Below are 24733 nucleotides of genomic sequence, written 5' to 3' on the forward strand. Positions count from 1 at the left end.
GTGGACGTTCATGGCTGCGCTCCTTCGGGGGCGTCTGCCGCAGCCTCCGGGTTGAGGATGATGTTCAGGAAGGCCCGCTCCAGGTCCTGGCTCCGGCCGCGGCGGCTCAGTTCGCCAGGGGTGAGCTGCGCCAGGAGCCTGCCGTCGCGCAACAGCAGGAGGCTGGCGCAGTGACTGGCCTCCTCCATCACGTGGCTGGACACCAGAAGTGTGGTGCCGGCGTCGGCCATGTTCCGGAAACGGTCCCAAAGTTCCGCACGCAGCACCGGGTCCAGGCCAACAGTGGGTTCATCGAGCACGAGGAGCCGCGGCTTCGCCACCAGGGCGCAGGCCAGTGATACCCGGCTCAGCTGGCCGCCGGAGAGATCGGCTGTCTTCTGCCGCGCCTGTTTTTCCAGTCCGACGGCGGCAATCGCCTCCGCCGTGTCAGCGCGGTTCCTGCCATGCATGGCGCCGAAATACCTGACATTGGCCTCCACGCTGAGGTCCGGATAAACGCTGGGCGCCTGGGTCACGTAGCCCACCTGGTGGCGCAGGTCAGCGTGGCCCGCCGGCCGGCCCAGCACCTGGACGGTGCCGTGATTGATCTTCTGGACTCCTACGATCGCCCGCATCAGCGTGGTCTTGCCGCTGCCGGACGGGCCAAGTAGGCCGGTGATCCTGCCTGGAGGTATGGCGAAAGCGAGGCCGTCAAGAACCGTCTGGCCGCCGCGGTTGACGGTCAGCTCCCGGACGTCAACGGCACCCCCGGACGGGCGGGGCGGCAGAACTGCTGAGTGGGACATGGATGCCTCCGACTAATTCATCAGTTGATGAATTAAAGCTAGGGCTCCGCGCCCCCTTCGTCAACGGGCCAAAGATTCCTTCAGCCAGCCGGTAGATTAGTACCCAGAAGAAACGCCGGCGCTGCCTTTCGCAGCATTCCCTCCAGAAACGGAATCCATCAGTGGTCACAAGACTGTCCAACCTATTCCTGCGCACGCTGCGTGAAGATCCCGTTGATGCGGAGGTGGCCAGCCACAAGCTCCTGGTGCGCGCCGGGTATATCCGCCGCGCCGCCCCGGGGATCTACACCTGGCTGCCGCTTGGACTGAGTGTGCTCCGCAAGGTTGAGCAGATCATCCGTGAGGAAATGAACGCCATCGGCGCCCAGGAAGTGCACTTCCCGGCCCTGCTGCCGCGGGAACCCTACGAGGCCACCAACCGGTGGACGGAATATGGCGAGGGCCTGTTCCGCCTCCAGGACCGCAAGGGAGCCGACTACCTGCTGGCGCCCACGCACGAGGAAATGTTCACCCTGCTGGTGAAGGACCTGTACTCGTCCTACAAGGACCTGCCGCTGAGCCTCTACCAGATCCAGAACAAGTACCGCGATGAGGCACGTCCCCGCGCGGGCCTCCTCCGCGGGCGCGAGTTCATCATGAAGGACTCCTATTCCTTCGACGTCGATGATGCCGGCCTGGAGGCCAGTTACGCTGCGCACCGGGCGGCCTACGTCAGGATCTTTGAGCGGCTGGGCCTGGAAGTGGTCCCGGTGTCTGCAACCGCCGGTGCCATGGGCGGCTCCAAGAGCGAGGAATTCCTGCACCCCACGGAGATCGGCGAGGACACTTTCGTTCGTTCCGCGGGCGGCTACGCCGCCAACGTGGAGGCCGTCACCACGGTGGTCCCCGCAGACATCGATTTCACCAACCTGCCGCCGGCCCGGGTCCTGGACACGCCGGATACGCCCACCATTGACACCCTGGTGGCCTCCGCCAACCAGTTGGCACCCCGCAGCGAAGCCGACGGCGGTGCCTGGACCGGAGCTGACACGCTGAAGAACGTGGTCCTCGCCGTCACGCTGCCCACCGGCGAGCGCCAGATCGTAGTGATCGGTCTTCCCGGTGACCGTGCCGTGGACCTCAAGCGCGTGGAGGCCAACATCGGGGCCTTCCTGCCTATTGCAGGTGAGATAGGCCTCGAGGCTGCAGGTGAGCTGGACCTGAAGAAGAACCCGCTGATCGTCAAGGGCTACCTTGGCCCCGGCATGACGCTGGAAGAGCCGCTTCTTGGCCTGGAGGGTGCCAGCAAGCTGCTGTACCTGGTGGATCCCCGCGTGGTTTCCGGAACCAGCTGGGTAACAGGCGCCAACGAAGACGGCAAGCACGTGTTCGGCCTGGTTGCCGGCCGCGACTTCACCTGGGACGGCGTCATCGAATGCACGGACGTGCGTGCCGGCGATCCCGCCCCGGACGGCTCCGGCCCCCTGGAAATCGCCCGCGGCATCGAGATGGGCCACGTGTTCCAGCTCGGCCGCAAGTACGCCGAGTCGCTGGACCTGAAGGTCCTGGACCAGAACGGCAAGCAGGTTGTGGTCACCATGGGTTCCTACGGTGTTGGCGTCACCCGCGCCGTGGCCGCCCTGGCTGAGGCAAACCATGATGACCGCGGCCTCGTGTGGCCCCGCCAGGTGGCACCGGCTGACGTCCATGTGGTGGCCGTGGGCCGTGGAGAGGACATCTTCGCTGCAGCGGAGAAGATCTCTGCTGAACTTCACGCAGCCGGGCTGGACGTCATTTTTGACGACCGTCCCAAGGTGTCCCCGGGCGTCAAGTTCGGCGACGCCGAACTGGTTGGTGTCCCCACCATCCTGGCCGTCGGCCGCGGCCTGGCTGACGGCGTCGTGGAAATCAAGGACCGCCGCACCGGCGAAGCGGAGAACATTGCCGTTGACCAGGCCGTTGACTACGTCCTGGCTGCCGTCCGCGGCCGGTGATTTCAGGCTTCGAAGCGATTGAGCCGGCCACCCTCCTGCTGATTGTGGTGGCCGGCCTTGCCGCCGGCTGGATCGATGCCGTGGTTGGCGGAGGCGGGCTGCTCCAGCTTCCTGCGCTGCTGCTGGTGCCGGGGATTACCCCTGTCCAGGCGCTGGCCACCAACAAAATGGGGTCGATCTTTGGCACCACCACCAGCGCCGTAACGTACTACGGCCGGGTGAAGCCGGATCTGTGGACTGCCGTTCCCATGGCGGTGATCGCGCTGGCGGGCAGCTTCGGGGGAGCGATCCTGGCTGCTCAGCTGCCGTCGAGCGTTTTCAAGCCGATCATCGTCGCCGCGCTGGTGGTGGTGGCCGTGTTCACTGCCCTGAAGCCCGACGTCGGCGACATCACCCTGTTGCGTCACAACGGTAAGCGGCACTATGTAGTGGCCTGCCTGATCGGCGGCGTCATCGGTTTCTATGACGGCCTGATCGGACCCGGGACGGGATCCTTCCTGGTGATCGCACTGGTCTCGGCCATGGGCTACGCCTTCCTGGAGGCGAGCGCCAAGGCCAAGATCGTCAACATGGCCACTAACGCCGGCGCCCTGCTGTTCTTCCTGCCGCACGGTTCCCTGCTCTGGGGCGTGGGCCTGGTCCTTGGTGCGGCCAATATGGCGGGCGGATACCTGGGCGCCCGTACCGCGGTGAAACAGGGCAGCCGGTTCATCCGGGTGGTTTTCCTGATCGTCGTCGCCGCGCTCATCATCAAGCTGGGCTATGACGTCTGGGTCGAGAACTTCTCCTAGGCCGTGCCAGCCGGCTTTCGGGGGAAGGCTGATTCAGGAGGAGGGCCATTGGCCACCCGGTTCAGGCAGCTCGTGCGCGGCCGGGAGGCCCTCCAGCGTCCGTCCGGCCAGGGTGCTGGCCACCCAAAGGGAGCGGGCCAGATCTCCCTCATGATGCCGGTGGCCCGCATAGTCGAGGGCGTTGTCCACCTCGCGTGCCAGGCTCCACTGCCGGGCGGTTTCGGCGTCCAGTCCTGCCGCTGTACTGAAGTCCCGGCAGCGTTCCAGGAGGCCGGCCGCGGGGTCTGCGTGCGGCAGCTCAGAGAGACGGTTCCACAGCAGGGGTGCCACGGCGAATTCGGCTTCGCCCACCATGGGCTGGGGATCGATCGCTGCGAAGCCGCTGCCGTCCAGGCGGGCCAGAACGTTCAGGTAGTGGAAATCCGTGTTCACCAGGACGTCGCGACCGGAGCGCCGCCCCACTGCTCCGCGGGTCTGGCAAACCTCCAGGGCGGCTTCCAGCAGCCAGCGGGGGAAGGGGCGGGCCAGTCTCTCCCACTCGGCCGGCATGTCATCGCTCCACTGTTCGGCCCGGGCTGCGACGTGGTCCAGTTGCAGCCACTGCGGGCGCGGGTCCGGGGCAAGGCTCAACTGCTGCATCAGGCCGCCCCAGGCGGAGACGGCAACGTCCATCGGTTCAGTCTGCAGGGACCGGCGGGCATCGAGCCGCTCCAGCAGCATGGCGCAACGTCCCACGTCCGACTCCATGAGGCGGACCGCGCCGTGCCCGCCCCACAGCTCAAGTGCATGGCGTTCCACCTGCGCTTCGTCGTGCGGGAAGGCGATCTTTGAGGGCGGCCGGCGTCCCGTCCGTCCGCCGCACGGGCAGCACCAGTGCGCCGTGACCGCTCCAAGGGAGGTCCCCGGGAGGAAGGTCAACGCCCAGGTCCCATTGCTCCAGGCATTCGGCCAACAGCCCGGGCAGTGCGGCCAACCAGCGGCGGCCCTCGAGGCTGCGGTTGTAGCGGGCGGAGAGGTCGGGAGGGATCGGCACTGCGGCAGGCTGGCTCATCGGTTTCAGCGTAGTGGAGCCGGGGTCAGACCACGCCCGCGGCACCCAGCAGGTTTCCGACGGCGAACGTGGCAGCCAGCGCCAGCGCCCCGCCGGACACCACCCGCACGGCCGCCCGGACTGTGGACCCGCCACCGATCCAGGCTCCCACGGCGCCCGTCACTGCCAGGGCCACCAGCACGGCGGCGAAGGTCAGGGGCACCCGGATGTCCGGTGGGGGCAGCAGGATGGCCAGCATGGGCAGGACGGCGCCGAGCGTGAAGGCCACCGCCGAGGCAAACGCAGCATGCCAGGGGCTGACGATGTCCTCCTCGGCAATGTTCAGCTCTGCGTCCAAGTGCGCGGCCAGTGCGTTGTGGGCCGTCAGTTCCTTGGCTACCTGGAAGGCCGTCTCGCTGCTGAGTCCGCGGTCCCGGTACAGCCCGGCGAGTTCAGCCAGCTCCTCCTCGGGGTCCTCGGCCAGTTCCCGGCGTTCCTTGTCGATCATGGCCTTCTGGCTGTCGCTTTGGCTGCTGACGGAGACGTATTCGCCCAGGGCCATTGAGATGGCGCCACCCACCAGCCCCGCTGCGCCGGCTGCCAGAATGGCCCCGGTGTCCTGCGTAGCGCCTGCAACGCCGACCACGATCGCGGCCACTGAGACGATCCCGTCGTTGGCGCCAAGGACGCCTGCGCGCAGCCAGTTGAGCCGGTGCACCATGCCGTTGGCGTGCGGTTCGCCGTCGTGATGGGCGGTGGGCTGTTCTCCTGCGGCCGAAGACTCCATGGGATCAGCAAACCATCTTCGCTGCGGTTGGGCGAGGGTGGAGTGGGGGTCGGTGCGTCGGGCGGCTGCGGGTCAGGGTGTTGGCTGCACCGGAGCGGGGGAGCCGGACGCCGGGTCCGTGGGAAGTGCGGGCAATGCGGAGGTCTCGAGGGCAAGTCCGGGTAGGGGGCCCGGATCGGTACCCCAGCGCTGGGCCCGCAGGGCGGTGTCGAGCAGGGCCTGGACAGTCCATTCCCGCGCGGCACCGTCGGTGAACGCCACAAGGTCGCCGTAGGCCGGCAAGGCGCCGGCCTCGAGGACTCCAAGCCCTGCGGCCGGGTTGGTGAAGAAGTCTGCCGCCAGGGCGTACCCCGGGGCAGGAGCGGGAGGTTCGAGGCAGTAGCGTGCCAGCATTGATTCGGCGTCGGCGGCCAGTTCGCGGTGCCGGGCCCAGGCCGTGGATGCCTGCGCGGCGGCTCCGCCCGTCAGCCGCGGAAGGGCCACCTGGTACGCGTAGTCGCTTTGACGCTCCACCTCCAGGGCGGCGGTCAAGGCTGAGGTGAATCCTGACGACGCCGGCACCTGGCACGTGGCCGACGATTCGGCCGGGGTGGTGGTTGCCGTTGGTGTGGCGGATGCAGTGGGGCCGGGTGCTGACGTGTGGGGAGCCTGGGCATCGGCTGTCGGCAGCGGGGGGACGGTCAGCGCACCCTCGGGCAGGGAAACGCCTGCGGCGGCAGCCAGTGATGTGGCTTCCAGCAGCTGCCCGGTGCCGACGGCAGCGAGCAGGCGGGACGTCCCGCCGTCGGCCTCCTGTGCATCCGTGAGCCGTTCGGCGGCGCTGGCCACCAGCCCGGCGAGCAGGTCCGCTGTCGTCGCAGGTGCCGGCATGGTGGGCGCGCCCGATGCGGAGGCAGAACCGGACGCGGGAGCAGAGGCAGAACCGGACGCGGCGGCTGACGTTGCGGTGGCCGTGGACACGGCGGACGGCAACTGCCGGAACAGAGCCCGTTCCTGGACAGTCAGCAAAGTCACAGTGCCCTCCAGCAACGCCGTTTCGGCGGCGTCTGCTGGCGCATTTTGCTCGAGGTTTCTGGCTGTTAAACGCAGCGCGGCGGCGTCCGAGGAAGCATCCGCAAGGGCCTGTTCGGAGAACGTTGGAGGCGCTGGGGGCGCAGGTTCCCGCAGGGTAAGCACCATTCCGCTGCTCAGGATCACCGCGGAAGTAGCCACCAGGATCCCCGTACGGAGAGCCGTTCCCCGGGGGCTTCGTTTACTGGCGTTGCTGCTCACAACATCCCATGGTGTCACGTCGGGAAGGCTGCCCGGTGCACCAAGGCTGCCGGAAAATCGCTACGCTAGTACACACAACATCATCTAGCGGAAGGCGGCCGGCATCGTGAGCAATGCAGAAGCCACGGCTTCATCGGAACCTACCGGATCGGGCAAGGCTGGAGCCGCACCCGCACACAACCCTGAGGCAGCGCGTCTCCGCGCCCTTTTTGAGCCTGCCGTGGAAGCCAGCCGGCTGTACCTGGAGGACGTTTCAATCACCGTTGCCGGTTCCCACCGGACCGTCCACGTCGTGGTGGACCTGCCGCAGGAAGAGACCGGGGGAGTGAACCTCGATGTCATCGCGGAGATCTCGCACGCGCTTTCGGACATCATGGACAACGATCCCGCCCAGGACTCCCGTCCGTATGACCTCGAAGTCTCCTCACCGGGCGTTGCCCGTCCCCTCACGGAACCGCGCCACTGGCACCGGGCGCGTGGCCGTATGGTCAAGGTCAACGTCAGCCAGGGCGAGAACGTCACCGGCCGCATTCAGTCCGTGGACGACTCCGGCGTCACGCTGATTCCGGAAATCGCCGTCAAAAAAGGCATGAAGCCCCGGCAGGGCGAGGCCATCACACTTCCTTTCGACAGGATCCGCAATGGAAAAGTCGAGATCGAATTCAGCCACCTCGACGAGGCCGGTCTGGACACTGAGCACAATGGACCTTCTGAGGAGGCCTGATGGATATTGACATGAGCGCGCTGAGACTTCTGGAGCGTGAGCGCGAAATTCCGCTGGATCTCCTGATTCCCACCATCGAGCAGGCACTGCTGGTGGCCTACCACAAGTCCCCGGGGGCCTTCGAGAAGGCCCGGGCCGAGCTTGACCGCAAGAGCGGCAAGGTCACCATCTGGGCTGTTGAAATCGACGACGACGGCGCCCCCATCGGTGAGTTCGAGGACACCCCGGCAGGGTTCGGCCGCATTGCTGCCAGCACGGCCCGCCAGATCATCCTCCAGCGCCTGCGCGATGTTGAGGACGACAACGTCCTCGGCGAGTTCAAGGGCCGCGAAGGCGAGCTCGTCGCCGGCATGATCCAGCAGGGCAACAATCCGCACATGATCCAGGTCAACCTCGGATCCGTCGAGGCCCTCCTGCCGCCGCCCGAGCAGGTCCCGGGTGAGAAGTACATCCACGGCCAGCGCCTGCGCGCCTTTGTGGTGGACGTCCACCGCGGTACCAAGGGCCCGTCCATCACTTTGTCCCGCTCACACCCGGGCCTGGTGCGGAAGCTGTTCGAACTGGAGGTTCCGGAAATCGCGGACCGCTCGGTCGAGATCGTTGCCCTTGCCCGCGAAGCCGGACACCGTACCAAGATCGCGGTCAAGGCGAACATCCCCGGCGTCAACGCCAAGGGCGCCTGCATCGGAGAAATGGGCAGCCGTGTGCGTGCCGTTATGACGGAACTGAACGATGAAAAGATCGACATCGTCGACTTCAGCGAAGATCCGGCCACGTTCATCGCCAGCGCACTGTCGCCGTCGCGTGTGAATTCGGTCACGGTGCTGGATGAAGCTGCCCGCTCCGCACGGGTTGTTGTTCCGGACTACCAGCTCTCGCTGGCCATCGGCAAGGAAGGGCAGAACGCCCGCCTGGCCGCCAAGCTGACTGGCTGGCGGATCGATATCGTCTCCGACGCCGCCCCCAAGGACGCCCCGCGCGAGGCATAACGCCTGCAGAGGGGCTAGAATAGAAGGTAACCGCGCCCAAGGGCCGGTATTCGTGTGCCGTCCAACCGTAGGCGGCACCTGGTATGTCAGGAAGAACCATCGCAGTTAGTGAGCAGTTGAACCGCGAAAGTTCGCCCCACCGTACCTGCATCGGATGCCGGAAGCAGGGCCTGCGGTCCGAGCTGATCCGGCTTGTCGCCTCCCGGAGTGACCCCGTCACTGTTGTGGTGGATGAACGACGCCGGCTGGCTGGCCGGGGTGCTTGGCTGCACCCCAGCGAACCGTGCCTTGCACTGGCCGTCAAACGGCGGGCCTTCGGAAGGGCGCTTAACGGCGCGCACCTGATTGCCGACGTCGAACGGCGGATCCTTGCAGCCACGGCCACTGCGGACACTCCGGTGCCCGCGGAACCAACCGTCCAACCTGAAAGCGGGTCAGAAATCTGATGGAAACCCGATGAGTTCCCAGCGATGAGTGCGTAACGATGACAACTTTGTTGCGCTCTGCAATGGGCCTCCCAGCTGTAATTGCGGCGGAGGCCCGCAGTAAGAAGTAGACGGTTCGTGCCTGGCTCGGTGCGGACCGAGACAGGAGAAATGTGGCCAAGGTCCGCGTACACGAGCTCGCCAAAGAGCTCGGTATTACTTCCAAAGATGCAGTGACAAAACTGCAGGAACTGGGCGAATTCGTTCGCTCCGCCTCTTCCACCATTGAGGCCCCCGTTGTGCGGAAACTGCGCAACGCCTTCCCCGACGCCGCGGCCAAGTCCGCAGCGCCGGCAGCCGCACCCAAGGCGCCCGCCCCGGCACCTTCGCGTCCGGCAGCGCCGGCAGCCCCCAAGTCTGCTGCTCCCGCAGCACCGGCAGAAGCTCCTGCAGCAGCGCAGACCCCTGCGGCATCTGCCGCTCCGGCTGCACCTGCTGCCAGCGCTCCGGCAGCTCCTGCTGCCAGCGCACCCTCGGCACCGGCACCTTCGGCGGCAGCACCGTCCACCGGCGCCAAGCCCGGCGCCCGTCCGGCGCCCCGCGCCGAAACCCCCGCAGCTCCCGCCCGCCAGGGTGGACAGGGCGGATCGGGTGCACGTCCCGGCGGTCCCCGTCCGGGCAACAACCCCTTTGCCACGTCCCAGGGCATGCCCCGCGGCCGTGGTGGCGACGGCGAGCGTGCTCCCCGTCCCGGCAACAACCCCTTCGCAACCTCACAGGGCATGCCCCGTCCGGGTGGCCGCACTGAAGGCGAACGCCCCGGTGGCCCGCGTCCCGCAGCAGGTGCAGGTGGCCCCCGTCCCGGTGGTCCGCGTCCCGCAGCAGGTGCAGGTGGTCCCCGCCCGGGTGCACCGCGTCCCGGCGCACCCCGCCCTGCGGGTGCCGGCGGAAACCGTCCCACACCCGGCATGATGCCCAACCGCACCGAACGTCCCGCACCCGCTGGTGCAGGCCGTCCGGGCGGCGCAGGCCGTGGCCCCGGCCGTCCGGGTGGAGCACCCGGAACCGGTGGCGCTCCGGGCGCCGGTGGCGGAGCTCCCGCCGGCGGTGGCTTCGGCAAGGGTGGCCGCGGTCGCGGTGGCACCCAGGGTGCCTTCGGCAAGGGCGGCGCCGGCCGTGGCAAGCAGCGCAAGTCCAAGCGCGCAAAGCGCCAGGAACTTGAGCAGATGAGTGCCCCGTCGCTGGGTGGCGTGAGCGTACCCCGCGGCGACGGCAACACGGTAGTACGCCTGCGTCGTGGCTCGTCCATCACGGACTTCGCCGACAAGATCGAGGCAAACCCGGCAGCACTGGTCACCGTCCTCTTCCACCTCGGCGAAATGGCAACTGCCACCCAGTCGCTGGATGAAGACACCTTCGCCCTGCTGGGCGAGGAGCTTGGCTACAAGCTGCAGGTTGTTTCCCCCGAAGACGAGGAGCGCGAGCTGCTCTCCGGGTTCGACATCGACTTCGACGCCGAACTGGAAGCCGAAGGCGACGAGGAACTCGAAGCACGTCCTGCGGTTGTCACCGTTATGGGTCACGTTGACCACGGTAAGACCCGCCTGCTGGACGCCATCCGCAAGTCGGACGTTATGGCCGGCGAGCACGGTGGCATCACCCAGCACATCGGTGCCTACCAGGTCACGCACCACCACGAAGGCAACGATCGCAAGATCACCTTCATTGATACCCCGGGCCACGAGGCGTTCACCGCCATGCGTGCCCGTGGTGCCAAGGTCACCGACATCGCCATCCTGGTGGTCGCAGCGGACGACGGCGTAATGCCCCAGACCGTTGAAGCCCTCAACCACGCACAGGCTGCAGGTGTGCCGATCGTGGTCGCGGTGAACAAGATCGACAAGGAAGGCGCCAACCCTGAAAAGGTCCGTGGCCAGCTGACCGAGTACGGCCTGGTTCCCGAAGAATACGGTGGCGACACCATGTTCGTTGAGGTCTCTGCCCGCCAGAACCTCAACATTGACGAGCTGCTCGAGGCCGTCCTGCTCACCGCAGACGCCGCCCTGGACATGCGCGCCAACCCGAACAAGGACGCCCGCGGTATCGCGATCGAGGCCAACCTGGACAAGGGCCGCGGTGCTGTTGCCACCGTCCTGGTGCAGTCCGGTACCTTGCGCGTCGGCGACACCATTGTTGCCGGCACCGCGCACGGCCGTGTCCGTGCGATGTTCGACGACGACGGCAGCGCACTGACCGAGGCCGGCCCGTCCCGCCCCGTGCAGGTGCTGGGTCTGTCCAACGTGCCCCGTGCAGGCGACACCTTCTTCGTGACCGCTGACGAGCGCACCGCCCGCCAGATCGCCGAGAAGCGTGAAGCTGCGGACCGCAACGCCGCCCTGGCAAAGCGCCGCAAGCGCATCAGCCTGGAAGACTTCGACCAGGCAGTGGCCGACGGCAAGATCGACACCCTCAACCTCATCCTCAAGGGTGACGTGTCCGGTGCCGTGGAAGCCCTCGAGGACGCCCTGCTCAAGATCGACGTCGGCGAAGGCGTGCAGCTGCGCGTCATCCACCGCGGTGTTGGTGCCATCACGCAGAACGACGTCAACCTGGCAACTGTGGACTCCGCCGTCATCATCGGCTTCAACGTCAAGCCCGCCGAGCGGGTTGCCGAACTGGCAGACCGCGAAGGCGTGGACATGCGCTTCTACTCCGTCATCTACGCAGCAATTGATGACATCGAGCTGGCCCTCAAGGGCATGCTCAAGCCGGAGTACGAGGAAGTCCAGCTCGGCACGGCCGAGGTCCGCGAAGTGTTCCGTTCCTCCAAGTTCGGCAACATCGCAGGCTCGATCGTCCGCTCGGGAATCATCCGCCGCAACACCAAGGCGCGCATCTCCCGCGACGGCAAGGTCATCGGCGACAACCTCACCGTCGAGACCCTCAAGCGGTTCAAGGACGACGCCACCGAGGTCCGCACGGACTTCGAGTGTGGTATCGGCCTTGGCTCGTACAACGACATCAACGAAGGCGACATCATCGAGACCTTCGAGATGCGTGAGAAGCCGCGCGTCTAGGTTGTATCAGTAGTGGGGCGCCTCCGGTTCCGGGGGCGCCCCGCCTGTTAGCCCCCATACTTGTTATTTCTATCCAGGAGGATGTCATGGCTGATCCCGCACGGGCTGCCAAACTGGCGCAGCGCATTAAGGTCGTTGTTGCCGAGGCTTTGGGCCGGAAGGTTAAGGATCCCCGGCTGGAGGGCATCACTGTTACCGATGCCCGCGTCACGAACGATCTTCAGCACGCCACCATCTACTACACCGTTTTTGGCGACCAGGCCGTCCAGCTGGACGCTGCCAAGGGTCTGGAAAAGGCAAAGGGCATCCTTCGGCAGGAAGTGGGCCGGAACATCACAGTCCGGCTGACCCCCACGCTTGAGTTCGTTGCGGACCGGATTCCCGAGGTTGCCTCCAACCTCGAAGAGCTGCTCCGTGAAGCCAAGAAGCGTGACGCGGAGGTTGCTGCGCTGGCCGAGAAGGCCAAGCACGCAGGCGATCCCGATCCGTACCGCACCGGTGACTCCGACGAAGAGGACACTGACGAAGACGACCTCGAAGAAGAAGCCGGCCGGAAGTAGCAGCCGCTGAACCTGCAGGAAAGCCCGGACCGCAATGCGCGGTCCGGGCTTTCCTGTCTCCGGTGGCATTCCGTGGCTAGGATTTAGCCATGAGCCAAGCGGATGATCAGGACCACGTCAGGCGCTACCTGGAACATGCCGTGGCGCTTGCCGTGCAGAACGTGGCCCACGGCGGCGGTCCCTTCGGCGCGCTGGTGGTCACCGCTGACGGGCGTTCCTTTGAAGGGACAAACCGGGTCACGCTGGACAACGATCCCACCGCCCACGCGGAGGTGGTGGCCATCAGGGCAGCAGCGTCAGGGATCGCCAGTTTCGACCTTAGGGGCTCGGTCCTGTACACCAGCTGCGAGCCGTGCCCGCTGTGCCTGGCCTCCGCCCTTTGGGCCCGCATCGACCGCGTGTACTACGCGGCGGACAGGCACGGGGCAGCAGCAGCCGGATTCGATGATGCAGTCTTCTACGAATACTTTGACGGAACGCGTCCGGAACTGTTGCCCGTGGCACACAAGGAACTTCCGACGTCGGACCTTCCGTTTGACGCCTGGCGCGGCAACCCTTCGCGCACCGATTACTGAACCGGCAGCCTGCTACGCCCTCGCTGGCAGCCGGCTGACGCCGTCGAGCAGTTCCTGCCGGCTCCCGCACAGCGCAATCCGCACCCAGCCCTCGCCGATGGAACCGAAAGCGGTCCCGGGGGCTACCGCAACGCCTGAGTCCGCCAGGAGCCTGTGCGTCCAGGCGCGGACGTCGCCACCGCTGGCGTGGGAGACGTCAGCCCACAGGTAGAACGCACCCTGCGCACTCAGGTAGGGGATGTTCAGGGTGTCCAGCACGGCCGAGGCAGCGTCCCTGTTGGCCCGGTAATGTGCGCCCGCATGGGAAACGTAGTCCTGCGGTCCGGTCAGCGCAGCCAGGGCCGCGTACTGCGACGTGGAGGCCACACAGGACACAATGGCCTCCATGGCGTTGTTCATCACCGTTTCCAGCCCGGGAGGGCAAATCAGTGCGCCGATCCGCAGGCCCGTGAGGCCGTAGGTCTTGGACAGGGTCAGGGACGTGAAGACCCGCGCCTCGCCCGGGACGTCGCTGTCGAAGACCGCGGGACTGACATGCGGCACGTCGTAGGTAAAGGCCTCGTAGCACTCATCCGAGATGATCCAGAGATCGTGCCGGCGGGCCAGTTCCACCAGCTCGCGCGTCAGATCGGCGCTGAACACGGCACCGAGCGGATTGGATGGGGAGTTCAGCACCAGCACCCGCGTGCGTTCGGTGATCAGTTCCTCAAGGTCGCTGATCCTCGGCTGGAATCCATGGGCGGGGTAGAGCGGATACCTCACGGGGACGGCGTGCAGCAGGCTGGCGGTCATGGTGAACGTGGGGTAGCCGGGATTGGGGATCAAGACCTCGTCGCCCGGTGCCAGCAGCAGGCTCATCGCGAAATGCAGGCCCTGCTGGGCTCCGTCCACCACATAAACGCGGTCCGCCCCGATGCTGCTGGAGACTTCACCGGTGGCCGCAGCATCACCGGTACCCGTGCGTTCACGGAACCGGGCAGCGAAGGCTTCGCGCAGCGCGGGCAGCCCGGCGTTGGGTGTGTAGTTGGTCTCATCCCTGTCCAGGCACGCGATGCCGGCATCCAGCACATGGCGGGGCAGTGGAAAGCCCGGCTCGCCGATGCTGAGGACTATCGCGCCCGGCGTCCGCCAGGCCTGCTCGGTGATTTCGCGGATCTGGTTGGCTGGCAGGCTGGTTGCGGCGGCGGAGAGCTGGGGCATGGGAGCCATCCTAGCCGTGCGGCGGACGCCTGTTCCGGCGCGGATATACTGGGAGGCGTGCTTTCTGGACTGGTGATAGTGGACAAACCGCAGGGATGGACCAGCCATGATGTGGTTGGCCGGATGCGGCGGCTCGCCGGTACCCGGAAAGTGGGCCACGCCGGCACGCTGGACCCCATGGCTACAGGCGTCCTGGTGGTAGGGATCAACAAGGCCACGCGCCTGCTCACCTACATTGTGGGCACCTCAAAGACCTATACGGCCACCATCCGCCTGGGGCAGTCCACCATCACTGACGACGCCGAGGGCGAGGTAGTCAGCACCGTCAGCGCCGCCGGGGTTGAGGACGCCGCGGTCCGGGCCGGGATTGCCGCGCTGACGGGGGAGATCCAGCAGGTTCCCAGCAGTGTCAGCGCCATCAAGGTCAACGGCGAACGCGCCTACGCCCGGGTGCGTTCCGGTGAAGAGGTCAAACTCGCCGCCCGCCCCGTCACCATCCACCGCTTTGAGCTTTCTGACGTCCGCCGTTCCACGGACCAGCAGACGCTTGACCTGGACGTCACCGTCGAATGCTCTTCGGGTACCTACATCAGGGCCCTGGCCCGGGACCTCGGCGCAGGCCTGGGAGTAGGCGGCCACCTCACGGCGCTGCGCCGTACCCATGTGGGGCCGTACTCGCTGGACCAGGCGCACACGCTCGAACAGCTGGCGGAGCACCTGGACGTCCTGGAAATGTCCCAGGCCGCGCGGGCCCTGATGCCCAACCGTGAACTGAGCGAAGAGGAAACCCGCGAAATTTCGTTCGGCCGCCGCATTGCGGCAGGCCCTGGGGCCGGGACGCTGGAGGCGGCCACCGTTGACCGTCCCGCCGCGGCTTTCGCTCCTGACGGCCAACTGGTTGCCCTGCTGGCCGATTCCGGTACGTCCGCCAAACCCGTCCTGGTCTTCGCCCCGGACACGGCCGGAGCCGTGGAGAAGTAGTGGACGCGTATTTCTACATCATCCTGGTGGTGGGCCTGGCCTCCACGCTGCTGTGCCTGGGTGCCGGAATCCTGAAGAAGGCCCCCAACGACGTCACCATCCTGTCCGTCATTGCGGTGGAAGTGGCGCTCCTGGTCTACCTCGTGGGCTCCATCATCCGCGTGATAGCGGGCGAGGCCATCGCCGGCGAAGCCTGGGAGTTCTGGGGCTACCTGGCCACGGCCCTGATGCTGCCGCCCGCCGCCGTCTACTGGTCAGTCCTGGAGCGAACCCGGTGGAGCAACTTCGTGCTGGCCGCCGTCGGGGTTACAGCCCTGGTGATGGCGGCGCGCATGAACCAGATCTGGTACTGAGAATGGAACGGAACGGCAACGTGGAAAAAGGAAACACCCTGGTGGAAAGCGTCAGTGATACCCGGAACACCGGTCCCGGCCGGCTCCTGATCGCCGTCTACGCAGTGTTCGCCATCTCGGCCACCGCGCGCGCCGGCTACCAGATCCTCACCAAGTTCGAAGAAGCTCCGCTGGCGTACCTGCTCTCCGCTTTTGCCGCCGTCGTGTACATCATTGCCACTGTTTCACTGGCCAAACCAGGCCCTGCGTGGTTCAGGATCTCCGTCGCCGCGGTGCTGGTGGAACTTGTGGGAGTCCTTGTGGTGGGCGCGCTGAGCATTTTCGACTCCGTCCAGTTCCCGCATGAGACGGTCTGGTCCCTGTTCGGCCGCGGATACGCCTTCATCCCGCTGCTGCTGCCCATCCTTGGCCTGATCTGGCTCTACCGCAGGCGCCCCTCAAGGTAGGGTTTTGAACGAGATATCGGCAGTGTCAACGAATGAAGGCGTAAAGGCGAGGGTGATGGTCCACATCTGGAACGATCCGTCCGAGGTCCCGGCGGACTTTGGCCCTTCCGTAGTGACTTTCGGAAACTTCGACGGCGTCCACCGCGGCCACCAGCAGGTCCTCTCAGAACTCATCCGGACGGCTCGGCTCAGCGGTTCACGGGCAGTCGCCGTGACGTTCGATCCCCACCCCGCGTTTGTCCACCGGCCGGAATCCGCTCCGGAAATGATCATGGGCCTGGATGACAAACTCGTGGCCCTCGGCGAACTGGGCCTGGATGCCGTCCTGGTGGTCAAGTACTCACTGGACCTCGCCAGCCTCACCCCTGAGGAATTTGTGGGCCAGTACCTGGTGGACACCCTGCACGCCCGCCAGGTGGTCATTGGGCACGACGCCCGCTTTGGCCGGGGGAACTCCGGGGACCTGGACACCATGAAGGAACTGGGCAGGAAGTTCGGGTTCGACGTCCAGGTGATCAGCGAGTTCGGCTATGAGGGATACCCGCTGCACGACGACGACGGCACGGACCGCCGCTGTTCCTCCACCTGGGTGAGGGAAGCCCTGCAGGCCGGGGACGTGGCCACCGCGGCTGCCGTCCTGGGCCGTCCGCACCGGATGCGCGGCGAAGTGGTCCACGGGGCTGCCCGCGGCCGCGCCCTGGGTTTTCCCACTGCAAACCTCGCAGGTTCCGCCACCGGCTTTATACCGGCGGACGGCATTTACGCCGGCTGGCTGGTTGACCAGGCGGGGACCCGTTGGCCTGCTGCAATTTCTGTTGGCTCCAACCCTACCTTCGACGGCGTGAGCCGGCAGGTGGAAGCTCACGTCATCGACCGCCCCGAGGAAGCAGTGGAGGACTTCAACCTCTACGGTCAAAGCGTTGTGGTGGAGTTCGTGGAGCGGCTGCGGGGCATGGTTGCGTACACGGGACCCGAGGCGCTCGTGGAGCAGATGAAGCTGGACGTCGTCCAGGCCCACGAAATTCTGGCCACCGCCAAACTGAAGCACTGAACTGAAGCACTGAACTGAAGCGCTGAACTGAAGCGCTGACCCCGGCGGTTTCGACAAGATTGCGGGCGTGCCGGTAAACTAATCGGTGGATCCGGCTGCAGTCCGTGGCGGCTGGTTCCTGCTGCGTCCAGGCACTCCCGGTTTGTCCGGCAGTCCAGGCGCGTGCATCACCCGGCAGTGACCTGCTGTTTCGGGCCACACGGCACATCTCTAGGAGTTATTGTGGCACTTGACGCCGCTGTAAAGCAGTCCATCATCAAGGAATACGCAACGTCTGAAGGCGACACCGGTTCGCCCGAGGTCCAGGTTGCTGTCCTGACCCAGCGGATCAAGGATCTGACTGAGCACATGAAGGAGCACAAGCACGACTTCCACACCCAGCGCGGTCTGCTGGCCATGGTTGGTCGTCGCAAGCGCATGCTTGGCTACCTCAAGAAGACCGACATCGAACGCTACCGTTCGCTCATCGAGCGCCTCGGCCTGCGCCGCTAGTCGTATCGGGAGCGGCCCGTTCCCACCCGGAACGGGCCGCTTTCTTCAAATGAAAATTCAATAGGAGGATCAACCGCATCACGCATTCGCGGTCCTCGGTAGTGATCCCCGGGAACGGCTTCGTTGACAGAAGCCCCGGCCCGTGGGTCTCGATCGATGACCGGGTGCAGTGCAGGCCAGTAGACAGATGCTGGTCTGGGTTGATGCGGCTGACTTCCGTGAAACAAGAAACGGAGGTGACTCTCTTGGAGGGTCCCGAAATCCAGTTCTCAGAAGCAGTCATTGACAATGGCCGCTTCGGCAAGCGTGTAATCCGCTTCGAAACCGGCCGTCTTGCCAAGCAGGCAGCCGGCGCAGCCATGGTGTACATCGACGATGACACCGCGCTGCTGTCCGCAACCACCGCCGGCAAGCACCCGCGTGAAGGCTTCGACTTCTTCCCGCTGACGGTCGACGTCGAAGAGCGTATGTACGCTGCCGGCCGCATCCCGGGTTCGTTCTTCCGCCGTGAAGGCCGCCCGTCCACCGAAGCGATCCTGGCCTGCCGCCTCATGGACCGCCCGCTGCGCCCCGCGTTCGTCAAGGGCCTGCGCAACGAGGTCCAGATTGTCGTCACCGTTCTGTCCATCAACCCGGACGAGCTCTACGACGTTGTGGCCATCAACGCCTCCTCCATGTCCACCCAGCTTTCCGGCCTCCCGTTCTCCGGCCCCATCGGCGGCGTGCGCGTTGCCCTGGTTGCTGACGAAAACGGCTCGCAGTGGGTTGCCTTCCCGAAGCACTCCCAGCTGGAGAACTCGGTTTTCAACATGGTTGTTGCCGGCCGTGTGGCTGGCGATGACGTCGCCATCATGATGGTGGAAGCCGAAGCCACTGACAACTCCTGGAACCTCATCAAGGAACAGGGCGCCACCGCCCCCACCGAAGAGGTTGTGGCTGAGGGCCTCGAGGCCGCAAAGCCCTTCATCAAGGCCCTGTGCGACGCCCAGGCTGACCTCGCTTCCCGCGCGGCCAAGCCCACCGTTGAGTTCCCGGTCTTCCTGGACTACGAGGACGACGTCTACGCAGCCGTCGAAGCTGCTGCAGCCGACAAGCTGGCTGCCGTCTTCCAGATCGCTGACAAGACGGAGCGCAACGACGCTTCCGACGCGCTCAAGGACGAGGTCACCTCTTCCCTGGCCGCCCAGTTCGAAGGCCGCGAGAAGGAGCTGTCCGCAGCATTCCGCTCGGTCACCAAGCAGGTTGTGCGCCAGCGCATCCTCAAGGACCAGGTCCGCATCGACGGCCGTGGCCTGACGGACATCCGCCAGCTCACCGCCGAGGTTGAGGTCCTGCCCCGCGTGCACGGCTCGGCCATCTTCGAACGCGGCGAGACCCAGATCATGGGTGTCACCACGCTGAACATGCTCAAGATGGAACAGCAGATCGATTCGCTGTCGCCGGTAACGCGCAAGCGCTACATGCACAACTACAACTTCCCGCCGTACTCCACCGGCGAGACCGGCCGCGTCGGTTCCCCGAAGCGCCGCGAAATCGGCCACGGCGCGCTGGCAGAACGTGCCATCGTCCCCGTGCTGCCGTCCCGCGAGGAATTCCCCTACGCCATCCGCCAGGTGTCTGAAGCACTCAGCTCCAACGGTTCGACGTCGATGGGTTCCGTCTGCGCCTCCACCCTGTCGCTGCTGAACGCCGGTGTGCCCCTGAAGGCCCCCGTCGCCGGTATCGCCATGGGCCTGGTCTCCGACCAGGTTGACGGCCAGACCCGCTACGCAGCACTGACTGACATCCTCGGCGCCGAAGATGCCTTCGGCGACATGGACTTCAAGGTTGCCGGCACCTCCGAGTTCGTTACGGCCATCCAGCTGGACACCAAGCTCGACGGCATCCCCGCCTCGGTCCTGGCAGCAGCACTGAAGCAGGCCCGCGAAGCCCGCCTGCACATCCTCGAGGTCCTCAACTCGGCTATCGACACCCCGGACGAGCTCTCCGAGTTCGCACCGCGCGTCATCGCCGTGAAGATCCCCGTGGACAAGATCGGCGAGGTCATTGGCCCCAAGGGCAAGATGATCAACCAGATCCAGGAAGACACCGGCGCTGACATCTCCATCGAAGATGACGGCACCGTCTACATTGGCGCCACCAACGGTCCGTCTGCAGACGCAGCACGCTCCGCCATCAACGCCATCGCGAACCCGCAGGTCCCGGAAATCGGCGAGCGCTACCTGGGTACGGTCGTCAAGACCACCACCTTCGGTGCCTTCGTGTCGCTGACCCCGGGCAAGGACGGCCTCCTGCACATCTCCGAGCTGCGCAAGCTGGCCAACGGCAAGCGCGTGGACAACGTCGAGGACGTCGTCTCCGTAGGCCAGAAGGTCCAGGTGGAAATCACCAAGATCGACGACCGCGGAAAGCTCTCGCTCGCCCCGGTTGTGGCTGAAGAAGAAGGTGCCGAGGCGGCCACCGAACGCGTTCACGCGTCCGAGCCCGCTGAAGGCGCTGACTCCGAGTAGTCGCACCAGGGTGTGACTGCACACCCCAAATGGCGGGACCGGTGGAATTTCCACCGGTCCCGCCGCTGTTACCATGGCAGCCAGATCCCGCTGCCGCACCTGAAAGGCCTCAATGACTGTTGTTCCCCTGCCGCTTGAGCAGAACCATTCCATCGACTCACTGGTGCACGGATCCGACGGCGGCGCCGAAGTGCGGAGGTCAGTTCTGCCCGGTGGCGTGCGGGTCCTCACCGAGGCAATGCCCGGCCAGCGCTCGGCCACCATCGGTTTCTGGGTAGGCGTTGGTTCCCGCGACGAAGCGGACGGCCAGCACGGGTCAACGCACTTCCTTGAGCACCTGCTGTTCAAGGGGACCAAGCGGCGTACCGCACTGGAGATCGCCTCGGCCTTTGATGAGGTGGGCGGCGAATCCAACGCGGCCACCGCCAAGGAGAGCACCTGCTACTTCGCCCGGGTCCTGGACACGGACCTGCCCATGGCCATTGACGTCATTGCGGACATGATCACCGGAGCCGTCCTGGACCCTGCCGAGATGGAGCAGGAGCGGGACGTCATCCTCGAAGAGATCGCCATGGACAGCGATGACCCAACGGACGTCGCCCACGAACATTTCGTCGCCGACGTCCTGGGCGCACACCCGCTGGGCCGGCCCATCGGGGGCACTCCGGCCGCCATCAGGGCAGTGGCACGGGACTCTGTCTGGGAGCACTACCGCCGCTATTACCGTCCGGAGGAGCTGGTGGTCACGGCCGCAGGCGGGCTGGACCACGACGTTGTGTGCGGCCTGGTGGTCGACGCCCTCGAATCCGCCGGCTGGTCACTGGCTGCCGACGCCACGCCCGTCCCGCGCCGCTCCACCGAGCCGGCTCCCATCACCGGGACCGCCGGCCTCAAGGTGGTCAAGCGTGCCGTGGAGCAGGCCAACATCATCATGGGCTGCCCCACGATCGTGGCCACGGACGAGCGCCGGTTTGTGATGAGCGTGCTCAACGCCGTCCTGGGAGGCGGCATGTCCTCCCGGTTGTTCCAGGAGGTGCGTGAGAAGCGCGGACTGGTCTACTCCACGTATTCGTTTGCTTCGTCCTACGCCGACGCCGGCTACTTCGGCATGTACGCGGGCTGCACCCCGTCCAAGGTCCAGCAGGTCCTGCAACTGCTGGGGATCGAGCTGGACAAGCTTGCGGCAGACGGCATTACTGAAGAGGAACTCCGCAAGGCCGTGGGCCAGCTCTGCGGCGGGATTGTCCTTGCGCTGGAGGACACCGGTTCAAGGATGTCCCGGCTGGGCCGGGCCGAACTGGTCTCCGGCGAATACCAGGACATCGACGAGACCCTGCGGCTTATCAAGGCAGTCACGGCGGAGCAGGTCCAGGAACTGGCCAAGGAACTGGCCGCTGCGCCACGTACCGTCACAGTGGTGGGCCCGTTTGAGGAAAACGAGACCTTCGGACTCTGACCTGCGCAGTACCGCTAGGCTGCCTGGATCTCGACTTCTGCCGGGTTGCTGGCGTCGCTGCCAAAGACCAGCCTCTTGTTGGCGATGGTGTCCGTGAAGAACCGGTCATGGCTGACCACCACAACGGCGCCGGGGAAGTGGAACAGCGCACGCTCCATGACCTGGGTGCTGGAGACGTCCAGGTGGTTGGTGGGTTCGTCCAGGATGAGCACGGATGCACCGGACAGCAGGCACTGTGCCAGGGCCACTCGGGCCCGTTGCCCGCCGGAGAGGTTACCGATCCGCTGTTTGAGATCGGCTTCGGAGAACTGGAACATCGCCAGGAACCGGTTCACGGACTTCCTGGTGGCCGTCAGGGCCAGGCTGCCCGGCATGGCGTTGACTGCGTGCGATACCGTGTCCCCGGCGTCGAGTTCATCGAGGATCCGGTTGTAAGAGACCACTCCGGCGCCCTTGGCCCAGGCCACGGTCCCGGCGTCCGCGGCTTCTTCCCCGGTCAGCGTACGTAGCAGGGTTGACTTCCCGCTGCCGTTGGAGCCGAGGACCACGATCCGGTTTCCCCGGCGGATCTCGAAGCTCAGCCCGCTGAACAGGGCCCGGTCGCCGTAGGACTTGCCGAGGTCCTCCACGCGGCACAGAACGTCCTTGACGTGCAGGCTGCCGTAGATTTCGGTGATGATCTGGTCTACCGGACGTGGCGCACGGGACTTCTTGATCTTTGCCAGCTGGCTTCCCAGCCCATTGCCGGCCGCCTTGGCTGCTTCGCGCCGGTCCGAAATGCCCTCGGCCTCGAAGGCCAGGAGTTCGGCCTCATGCAAAAACTGGCTTTCCAGGGTTTTGAGCCGGAAGTGCTTTGCCGTGACGTAGGCGGCGTAGCTCCCCGGGTACTCGTGGAGGTGAAAGTTCTCCACCTCCACGATCCGGGTCACCACCGCGTCGAGGAACTGCCGGTCGTGCGAGACGATGATCGCAGCGCCGTTGAAGGAGCGGAACCAGCCCTCAAGCCATTCGACGCCGGCTACGTCCAGATAGTTGGTGGGCTCATCCAGAAGCAACACGTCCGGGGCCTCCAGCAGGATCTTGGCCAGGGCCGCACGGTTGCGCCAGCCGCCGGACAGGTCATCGATCGCGCAGGCACGCTGGGCTTCATTGAAGCCCAGCGTGGTCAGCACCTTGTCAATGGTGCGGGGATAATCCCATCCGTCCAGGCGGTCCATATCTTCGAACAGTGCGGACTGCCGATGGATCAGGCGGTCGAGTTCGTCAGGATCTGAGAGCTCGGCGGCGATGGCCGCGTCGATCTCCGCGAGTTCGGCTTCGATGGCCTTGATGGCTTCAAACAGTCCGTTCAGCACTTCGAGGATCGTGGCTTTGCCGTCGAGTTCGGAGAACTGGGAGAAGTAGCCCACCCGGATGCCCGCTTCGAGCGTGACGGTCCCCGAATCCGGGGACACCTGATCCAGGACCAGCTTCAGGAGGGTGGACTTGCCCGAGCCGTTTTTGCCGATCAGGCCCACCCTGTCGCCAGCGTCCAGCCGGAAGAACGCCTCACGGAGTACTTGCACGTTGTCGAAACGGACACTGACGTCGTTCAGCCGGATCAAGCTCATGAGGTGGGGTCCTATCACGGGATGGATGTGGATCCGCAATGCCTCGCGTGGCAGTAGCGTCCTGTGGCCGGGCGGCCGCAGCCAATTCTACTGGTGGCCGGACCAACGTGGCCGTGGCTGACACGGGGCGATACCGGAGATGGTGCCACCCCGCCTTTGTCAGTCCTGGAGTAACTTACCCGCCGGCGAACGGGGGCAGCACGTCAACGACGTCGTCCTGGTCCAGGACCGCTGATGGATTCCGCGCGGCCACTCCGTTGAGCAGGAAGCTGCTGCGGGACAGGATCCGGGGGAGCGGCGGGGTTCCGGCAGGCGGTTCCGCCCGTTCCACAGCGGCGACGGCGGCGAGCAGGCCTTCGAGGGTGGTGCCTTCGGGCAGGTCGAAGCGTTCCTCATCGGCGCCGGCCGCGGCGCGCGCGGCAGCGAAGTAGCGTACGTTCAAGAAGTTCAGCCTCCGATGGCGCTCATGCTGCGGTCCGGCTGGACGAAGTCGGGTGCGTCCAGGCCAACGTGGTCCATTCCGTGTGCCTTGGGCTTAACCCACATGGCGTCCTGCCAGCGGCGGGCCAGTTCGTCGTCTTCCGCGCCTTCGCGGAGCAGGCCCAACAGGTCAAACTCCTCGCGGGAGAACAGGCAGCTCATGATCTTGCCCTCTGCGGTGATCCGGGTACGCCGGCAGTCCGCACAGAACGGCTCCGTTACCGAGGCGATGATGCCTACCGTACCCGGCAGGGGTCCGGACAGCAGGCCCGATCCGGCGTTGGATCCGGAATCCGGACCCAACCGGCGTCGGACTTCAAAACGCTCGGCAGGGGCGCCGTCGCGGGCACGGGGATCGGGGCTCAACACAAATTCGGTGGACAGCAGGTCCCGGATCTCTGCAGCCGTAATCATGTCCCGGCGGGTCCAGCCATGGTCAGCATCCAGCGGCATCTGTTCGATGAAGCGCAGCTCGTAGCCGCGGTCCACGGCCCACGCCAGCAGGGATGGTGCCTCGTGGTCGTTGATGCCCCGCATCAGGACCGCGTTGATCTTCACCGGACCCAGCCCGGCGTCGCGGGCAGCGTCAATGCCCGCAAGGACCCGGTCCAGGAACGGGCGCCGGGTCAGTTGGGTGAACGTTTCCTCGTGCAGTGAATCCATGGAAACGTTGATGCGGGTCAGGCCGGCAGCCTTCAGGGCGGCCGCCTTTCGGTCCAGGCCCACACCGTTGGTGGTCAGCGAGATGGGCAGCTGCGGGTGGTTGCGCCGGATGGCGGCGATGATCTCCACCAGGTCCGCGCGGACCAGAGGCTCGCCGCCGGTGAGGCGAAGCTCCCGGACGCCCAGCTGCTCCACGCCGATCCGGACGATGCGTTCGATTTCGGCGGCCGTCATCACGGCCTGCTTGGAAAGCCATTCCAGGCCCTCCGCGGGCATGCAGTAGGTGCAGCGGAGGTTGCATTTGTCCGTCAGGGACAGCCGCATGTCCGTTGCCCTGCGGCCATAACGGTCCACGAGCCCGGCAGGCGCGTCCGAGGGGCGGCGCGGCGGAACCCCGGGCATTCCGGCGTCCGGCAGCGCCGGACCGCCTTCCCGTGGTTGCGGCATCCCCAGCTGAACAGTCATAAATTCAGGCTACGCCACGTTGGTGAAAGCATCACCTC

At 65.9% G+C, this 24733-nt stretch carries 22 protein-coding genes and 1 pseudogene; 15 read left to right on the forward strand and 8 right to left on the reverse strand.

Annotated features, from left to right (window positions below; translation table 11 throughout):
• Nucleotides 1–8: 8 nt before the first annotated feature.
• A complete protein-coding gene (locus tag ACPJW8_RS06130) occupies nt 9–785 on the reverse strand; it encodes an ABC transporter ATP-binding protein (RefSeq protein ID WP_330186921.1) in 777 nt (258 codons plus the stop codon).
• Nucleotides 786–946: 161 nt separating this feature from the next.
• Here ACPJW8_RS06130 and ACPJW8_RS06135 point away from each other — a divergent pair, with 161 nt between their 5' ends.
• Nucleotides 947–2758: a proline--tRNA ligase gene (locus ACPJW8_RS06135; RefSeq protein WP_330186922.1), complete on the forward strand. Its 1812-nt coding sequence runs from the start codon at nt 947–949 to the stop codon at nt 2756–2758.
• Complete coding sequence (locus ACPJW8_RS06140) at nt 2755–3549, forward strand: sulfite exporter TauE/SafE family protein (RefSeq protein WP_330186923.1); 795 nt, start codon at nt 2755–2757, stop codon at nt 3547–3549. The genes ACPJW8_RS06135 and ACPJW8_RS06140 overlap by 4 nt, the downstream gene beginning before the upstream one ends.
• Nucleotides 3550–3582: 33 nt before the next feature.
• Here ACPJW8_RS06140 and ACPJW8_RS06145 read toward each other — a convergent pair.
• From ACPJW8_RS06145 to ACPJW8_RS06155, 3 genes and pseudogenes are all read right to left on the reverse strand, one after another.
• Nucleotides 3583–4600, reverse strand: a pseudogene (locus ACPJW8_RS06145) (aminoglycoside phosphotransferase family protein).
• 25 nt (nt 4601–4625) lie between these two features.
• Entirely contained in the window at nt 4626–5300 is a 675-nt protein-coding gene (locus ACPJW8_RS06150) for a VIT1/CCC1 transporter family protein (protein ID WP_425256461.1), read from the reverse strand.
• Between the two features lie 138 nt (nt 5301–5438).
• Nucleotides 5439–6578 carry a DUF4439 domain-containing protein gene (locus tag ACPJW8_RS06155; RefSeq protein WP_330186925.1) on the reverse strand — a complete coding sequence of 380 codons (1140 nt, stop codon included), beginning with the start codon at nt 6576–6578 and terminating at the stop codon, nt 5439–5441.
• 166 nt (nt 6579–6744) lie between these two features.
• On the opposite strand from ACPJW8_RS06155, the gene rimP reads away from it, so the two are divergent.
• The 6 genes from rimP (at nt 6745) to ACPJW8_RS06185 (ending at nt 12988) form a co-directional block, all read left to right on the forward strand.
• Complete coding sequence (gene rimP, locus ACPJW8_RS06160; protein ID WP_330186926.1) at nt 6745–7362, forward strand: ribosome maturation factor RimP; 618 nt, start codon at nt 6745–6747, stop codon at nt 7360–7362.
• A complete protein-coding gene (gene nusA, locus ACPJW8_RS06165) occupies nt 7362–8351 on the forward strand; it encodes a transcription termination factor NusA (RefSeq protein WP_330186927.1) in 990 nt (329 codons plus the stop codon). Before rimP ends, nusA begins: the two co-directional genes overlap by 1 nt.
• Before the next feature lie 83 nt (nt 8352–8434).
• A complete protein-coding gene (locus ACPJW8_RS06170) occupies nt 8435–8797 on the forward strand; it encodes a YlxR family protein (protein WP_330186928.1) in 363 nt (120 codons plus the stop codon).
• A gap of 152 nt (nt 8798–8949) precedes the next feature.
• Nucleotides 8950–11853: a translation initiation factor IF-2 gene (infB, locus tag ACPJW8_RS06175; RefSeq protein WP_330194138.1), complete on the forward strand. Its 2904-nt coding sequence runs from the start codon at nt 8950–8952 to the stop codon at nt 11851–11853.
• An 86-nt stretch (nt 11854–11939) separates the two neighbouring features.
• On the forward strand, nt 11940–12413 hold the full coding sequence (gene rbfA / locus ACPJW8_RS06180) for a 30S ribosome-binding factor RbfA (RefSeq protein ID WP_330186930.1): 474 nt from the start codon (nt 11940–11942) through the stop codon (nt 12411–12413).
• Between the two features lie 89 nt (nt 12414–12502).
• Complete coding sequence (locus ACPJW8_RS06185) at nt 12503–12988, forward strand: nucleoside deaminase (RefSeq protein ID WP_330186931.1); 486 nt, start codon at nt 12503–12505, stop codon at nt 12986–12988.
• Nucleotides 12989–13000: 12 nt separating this feature from the next.
• Here ACPJW8_RS06185 and ACPJW8_RS06190 read toward each other — a convergent pair whose 3' ends face one another.
• Complete coding sequence (locus tag ACPJW8_RS06190; protein ID WP_330186932.1) at nt 13001–14188, reverse strand: pyridoxal phosphate-dependent aminotransferase; 1188 nt, start codon at nt 14186–14188, stop codon at nt 13001–13003.
• A 57-nt stretch (nt 14189–14245) separates the two neighbouring features.
• Between ACPJW8_RS06190 and truB the strand changes: the two genes are divergently transcribed.
• From truB to ACPJW8_RS06225, 7 genes are all read left to right on the forward strand, one after another.
• The gene (gene truB / locus ACPJW8_RS06195; protein WP_330186933.1) at nt 14246–15169 is read left to right on the forward strand and encodes a tRNA pseudouridine(55) synthase TruB; all 924 of its coding nucleotides are present in this window, start codon (nt 14246–14248) and stop codon (nt 15167–15169) included.
• Nucleotides 15169–15522: a hypothetical protein gene (locus tag ACPJW8_RS06200; protein ID WP_330186934.1), complete on the forward strand. Its 354-nt coding sequence runs from the start codon at nt 15169–15171 to the stop codon at nt 15520–15522. Before truB ends, ACPJW8_RS06200 begins: the two co-directional genes overlap by 1 nt.
• Nucleotides 15523–15524: 2 nt before the next feature.
• Nucleotides 15525–15968: a hypothetical protein gene (locus ACPJW8_RS06205; protein WP_425256425.1), complete on the forward strand. Its 444-nt coding sequence runs from the start codon at nt 15525–15527 to the stop codon at nt 15966–15968.
• A gap of 55 nt (nt 15969–16023) precedes the next feature.
• Entirely contained in the window at nt 16024–17019 is a 996-nt protein-coding gene (locus ACPJW8_RS06210) for a bifunctional riboflavin kinase/FAD synthetase (protein WP_330187035.1), read from the forward strand.
• A 222-nt stretch (nt 17020–17241) separates the two neighbouring features.
• Nucleotides 17242–17511 (forward strand): 30S ribosomal protein S15, encoded by a 270-nt coding sequence (gene rpsO, locus ACPJW8_RS06215; RefSeq protein ID WP_330186936.1) that lies wholly within the window; start codon nt 17242–17244, stop codon nt 17509–17511.
• A gap of 245 nt (nt 17512–17756) precedes the next feature.
• Complete coding sequence (locus ACPJW8_RS06220; protein WP_330187036.1) at nt 17757–20021, forward strand: polyribonucleotide nucleotidyltransferase; 2265 nt, start codon at nt 17757–17759, stop codon at nt 20019–20021.
• 112 nt (nt 20022–20133) lie between these two features.
• Entirely contained in the window at nt 20134–21477 is a 1344-nt protein-coding gene (locus ACPJW8_RS06225; protein WP_330186937.1) for a pitrilysin family protein, read from the forward strand.
• Between the two features lie 14 nt (nt 21478–21491).
• Here ACPJW8_RS06225 and ACPJW8_RS06230 read toward each other — a convergent pair whose 3' ends face one another.
• The 3 genes from ACPJW8_RS06230 to moaA form a co-directional block, all read right to left on the reverse strand.
• On the reverse strand, nt 21492–23087 hold the full coding sequence (locus tag ACPJW8_RS06230) for an ABC-F family ATP-binding cassette domain-containing protein (protein ID WP_330186938.1): 1596 nt from the start codon (nt 23085–23087) through the stop codon (nt 21492–21494).
• 175 nt (nt 23088–23262) lie between these two features.
• Complete coding sequence (locus ACPJW8_RS06235; RefSeq protein ID WP_330186939.1) at nt 23263–23529, reverse strand: MoaD/ThiS family protein; 267 nt, start codon at nt 23527–23529, stop codon at nt 23263–23265.
• 5 nt (nt 23530–23534) lie between these two features.
• Nucleotides 23535–24695: a GTP 3',8-cyclase MoaA gene (gene moaA / locus ACPJW8_RS06240; protein WP_330186940.1), complete on the reverse strand. Its 1161-nt coding sequence runs from the start codon at nt 24693–24695 to the stop codon at nt 23535–23537.
• Nucleotides 24696–24733 lie beyond the last annotated feature (38 nt).

The sequence above is a fragment of the Pseudarthrobacter sp. J47 genome, assembly GCF_049810315.1.
In the GTDB taxonomy this organism is placed as follows: Bacteria; Actinomycetota; Actinomycetes; order Actinomycetales; family Micrococcaceae; genus Arthrobacter.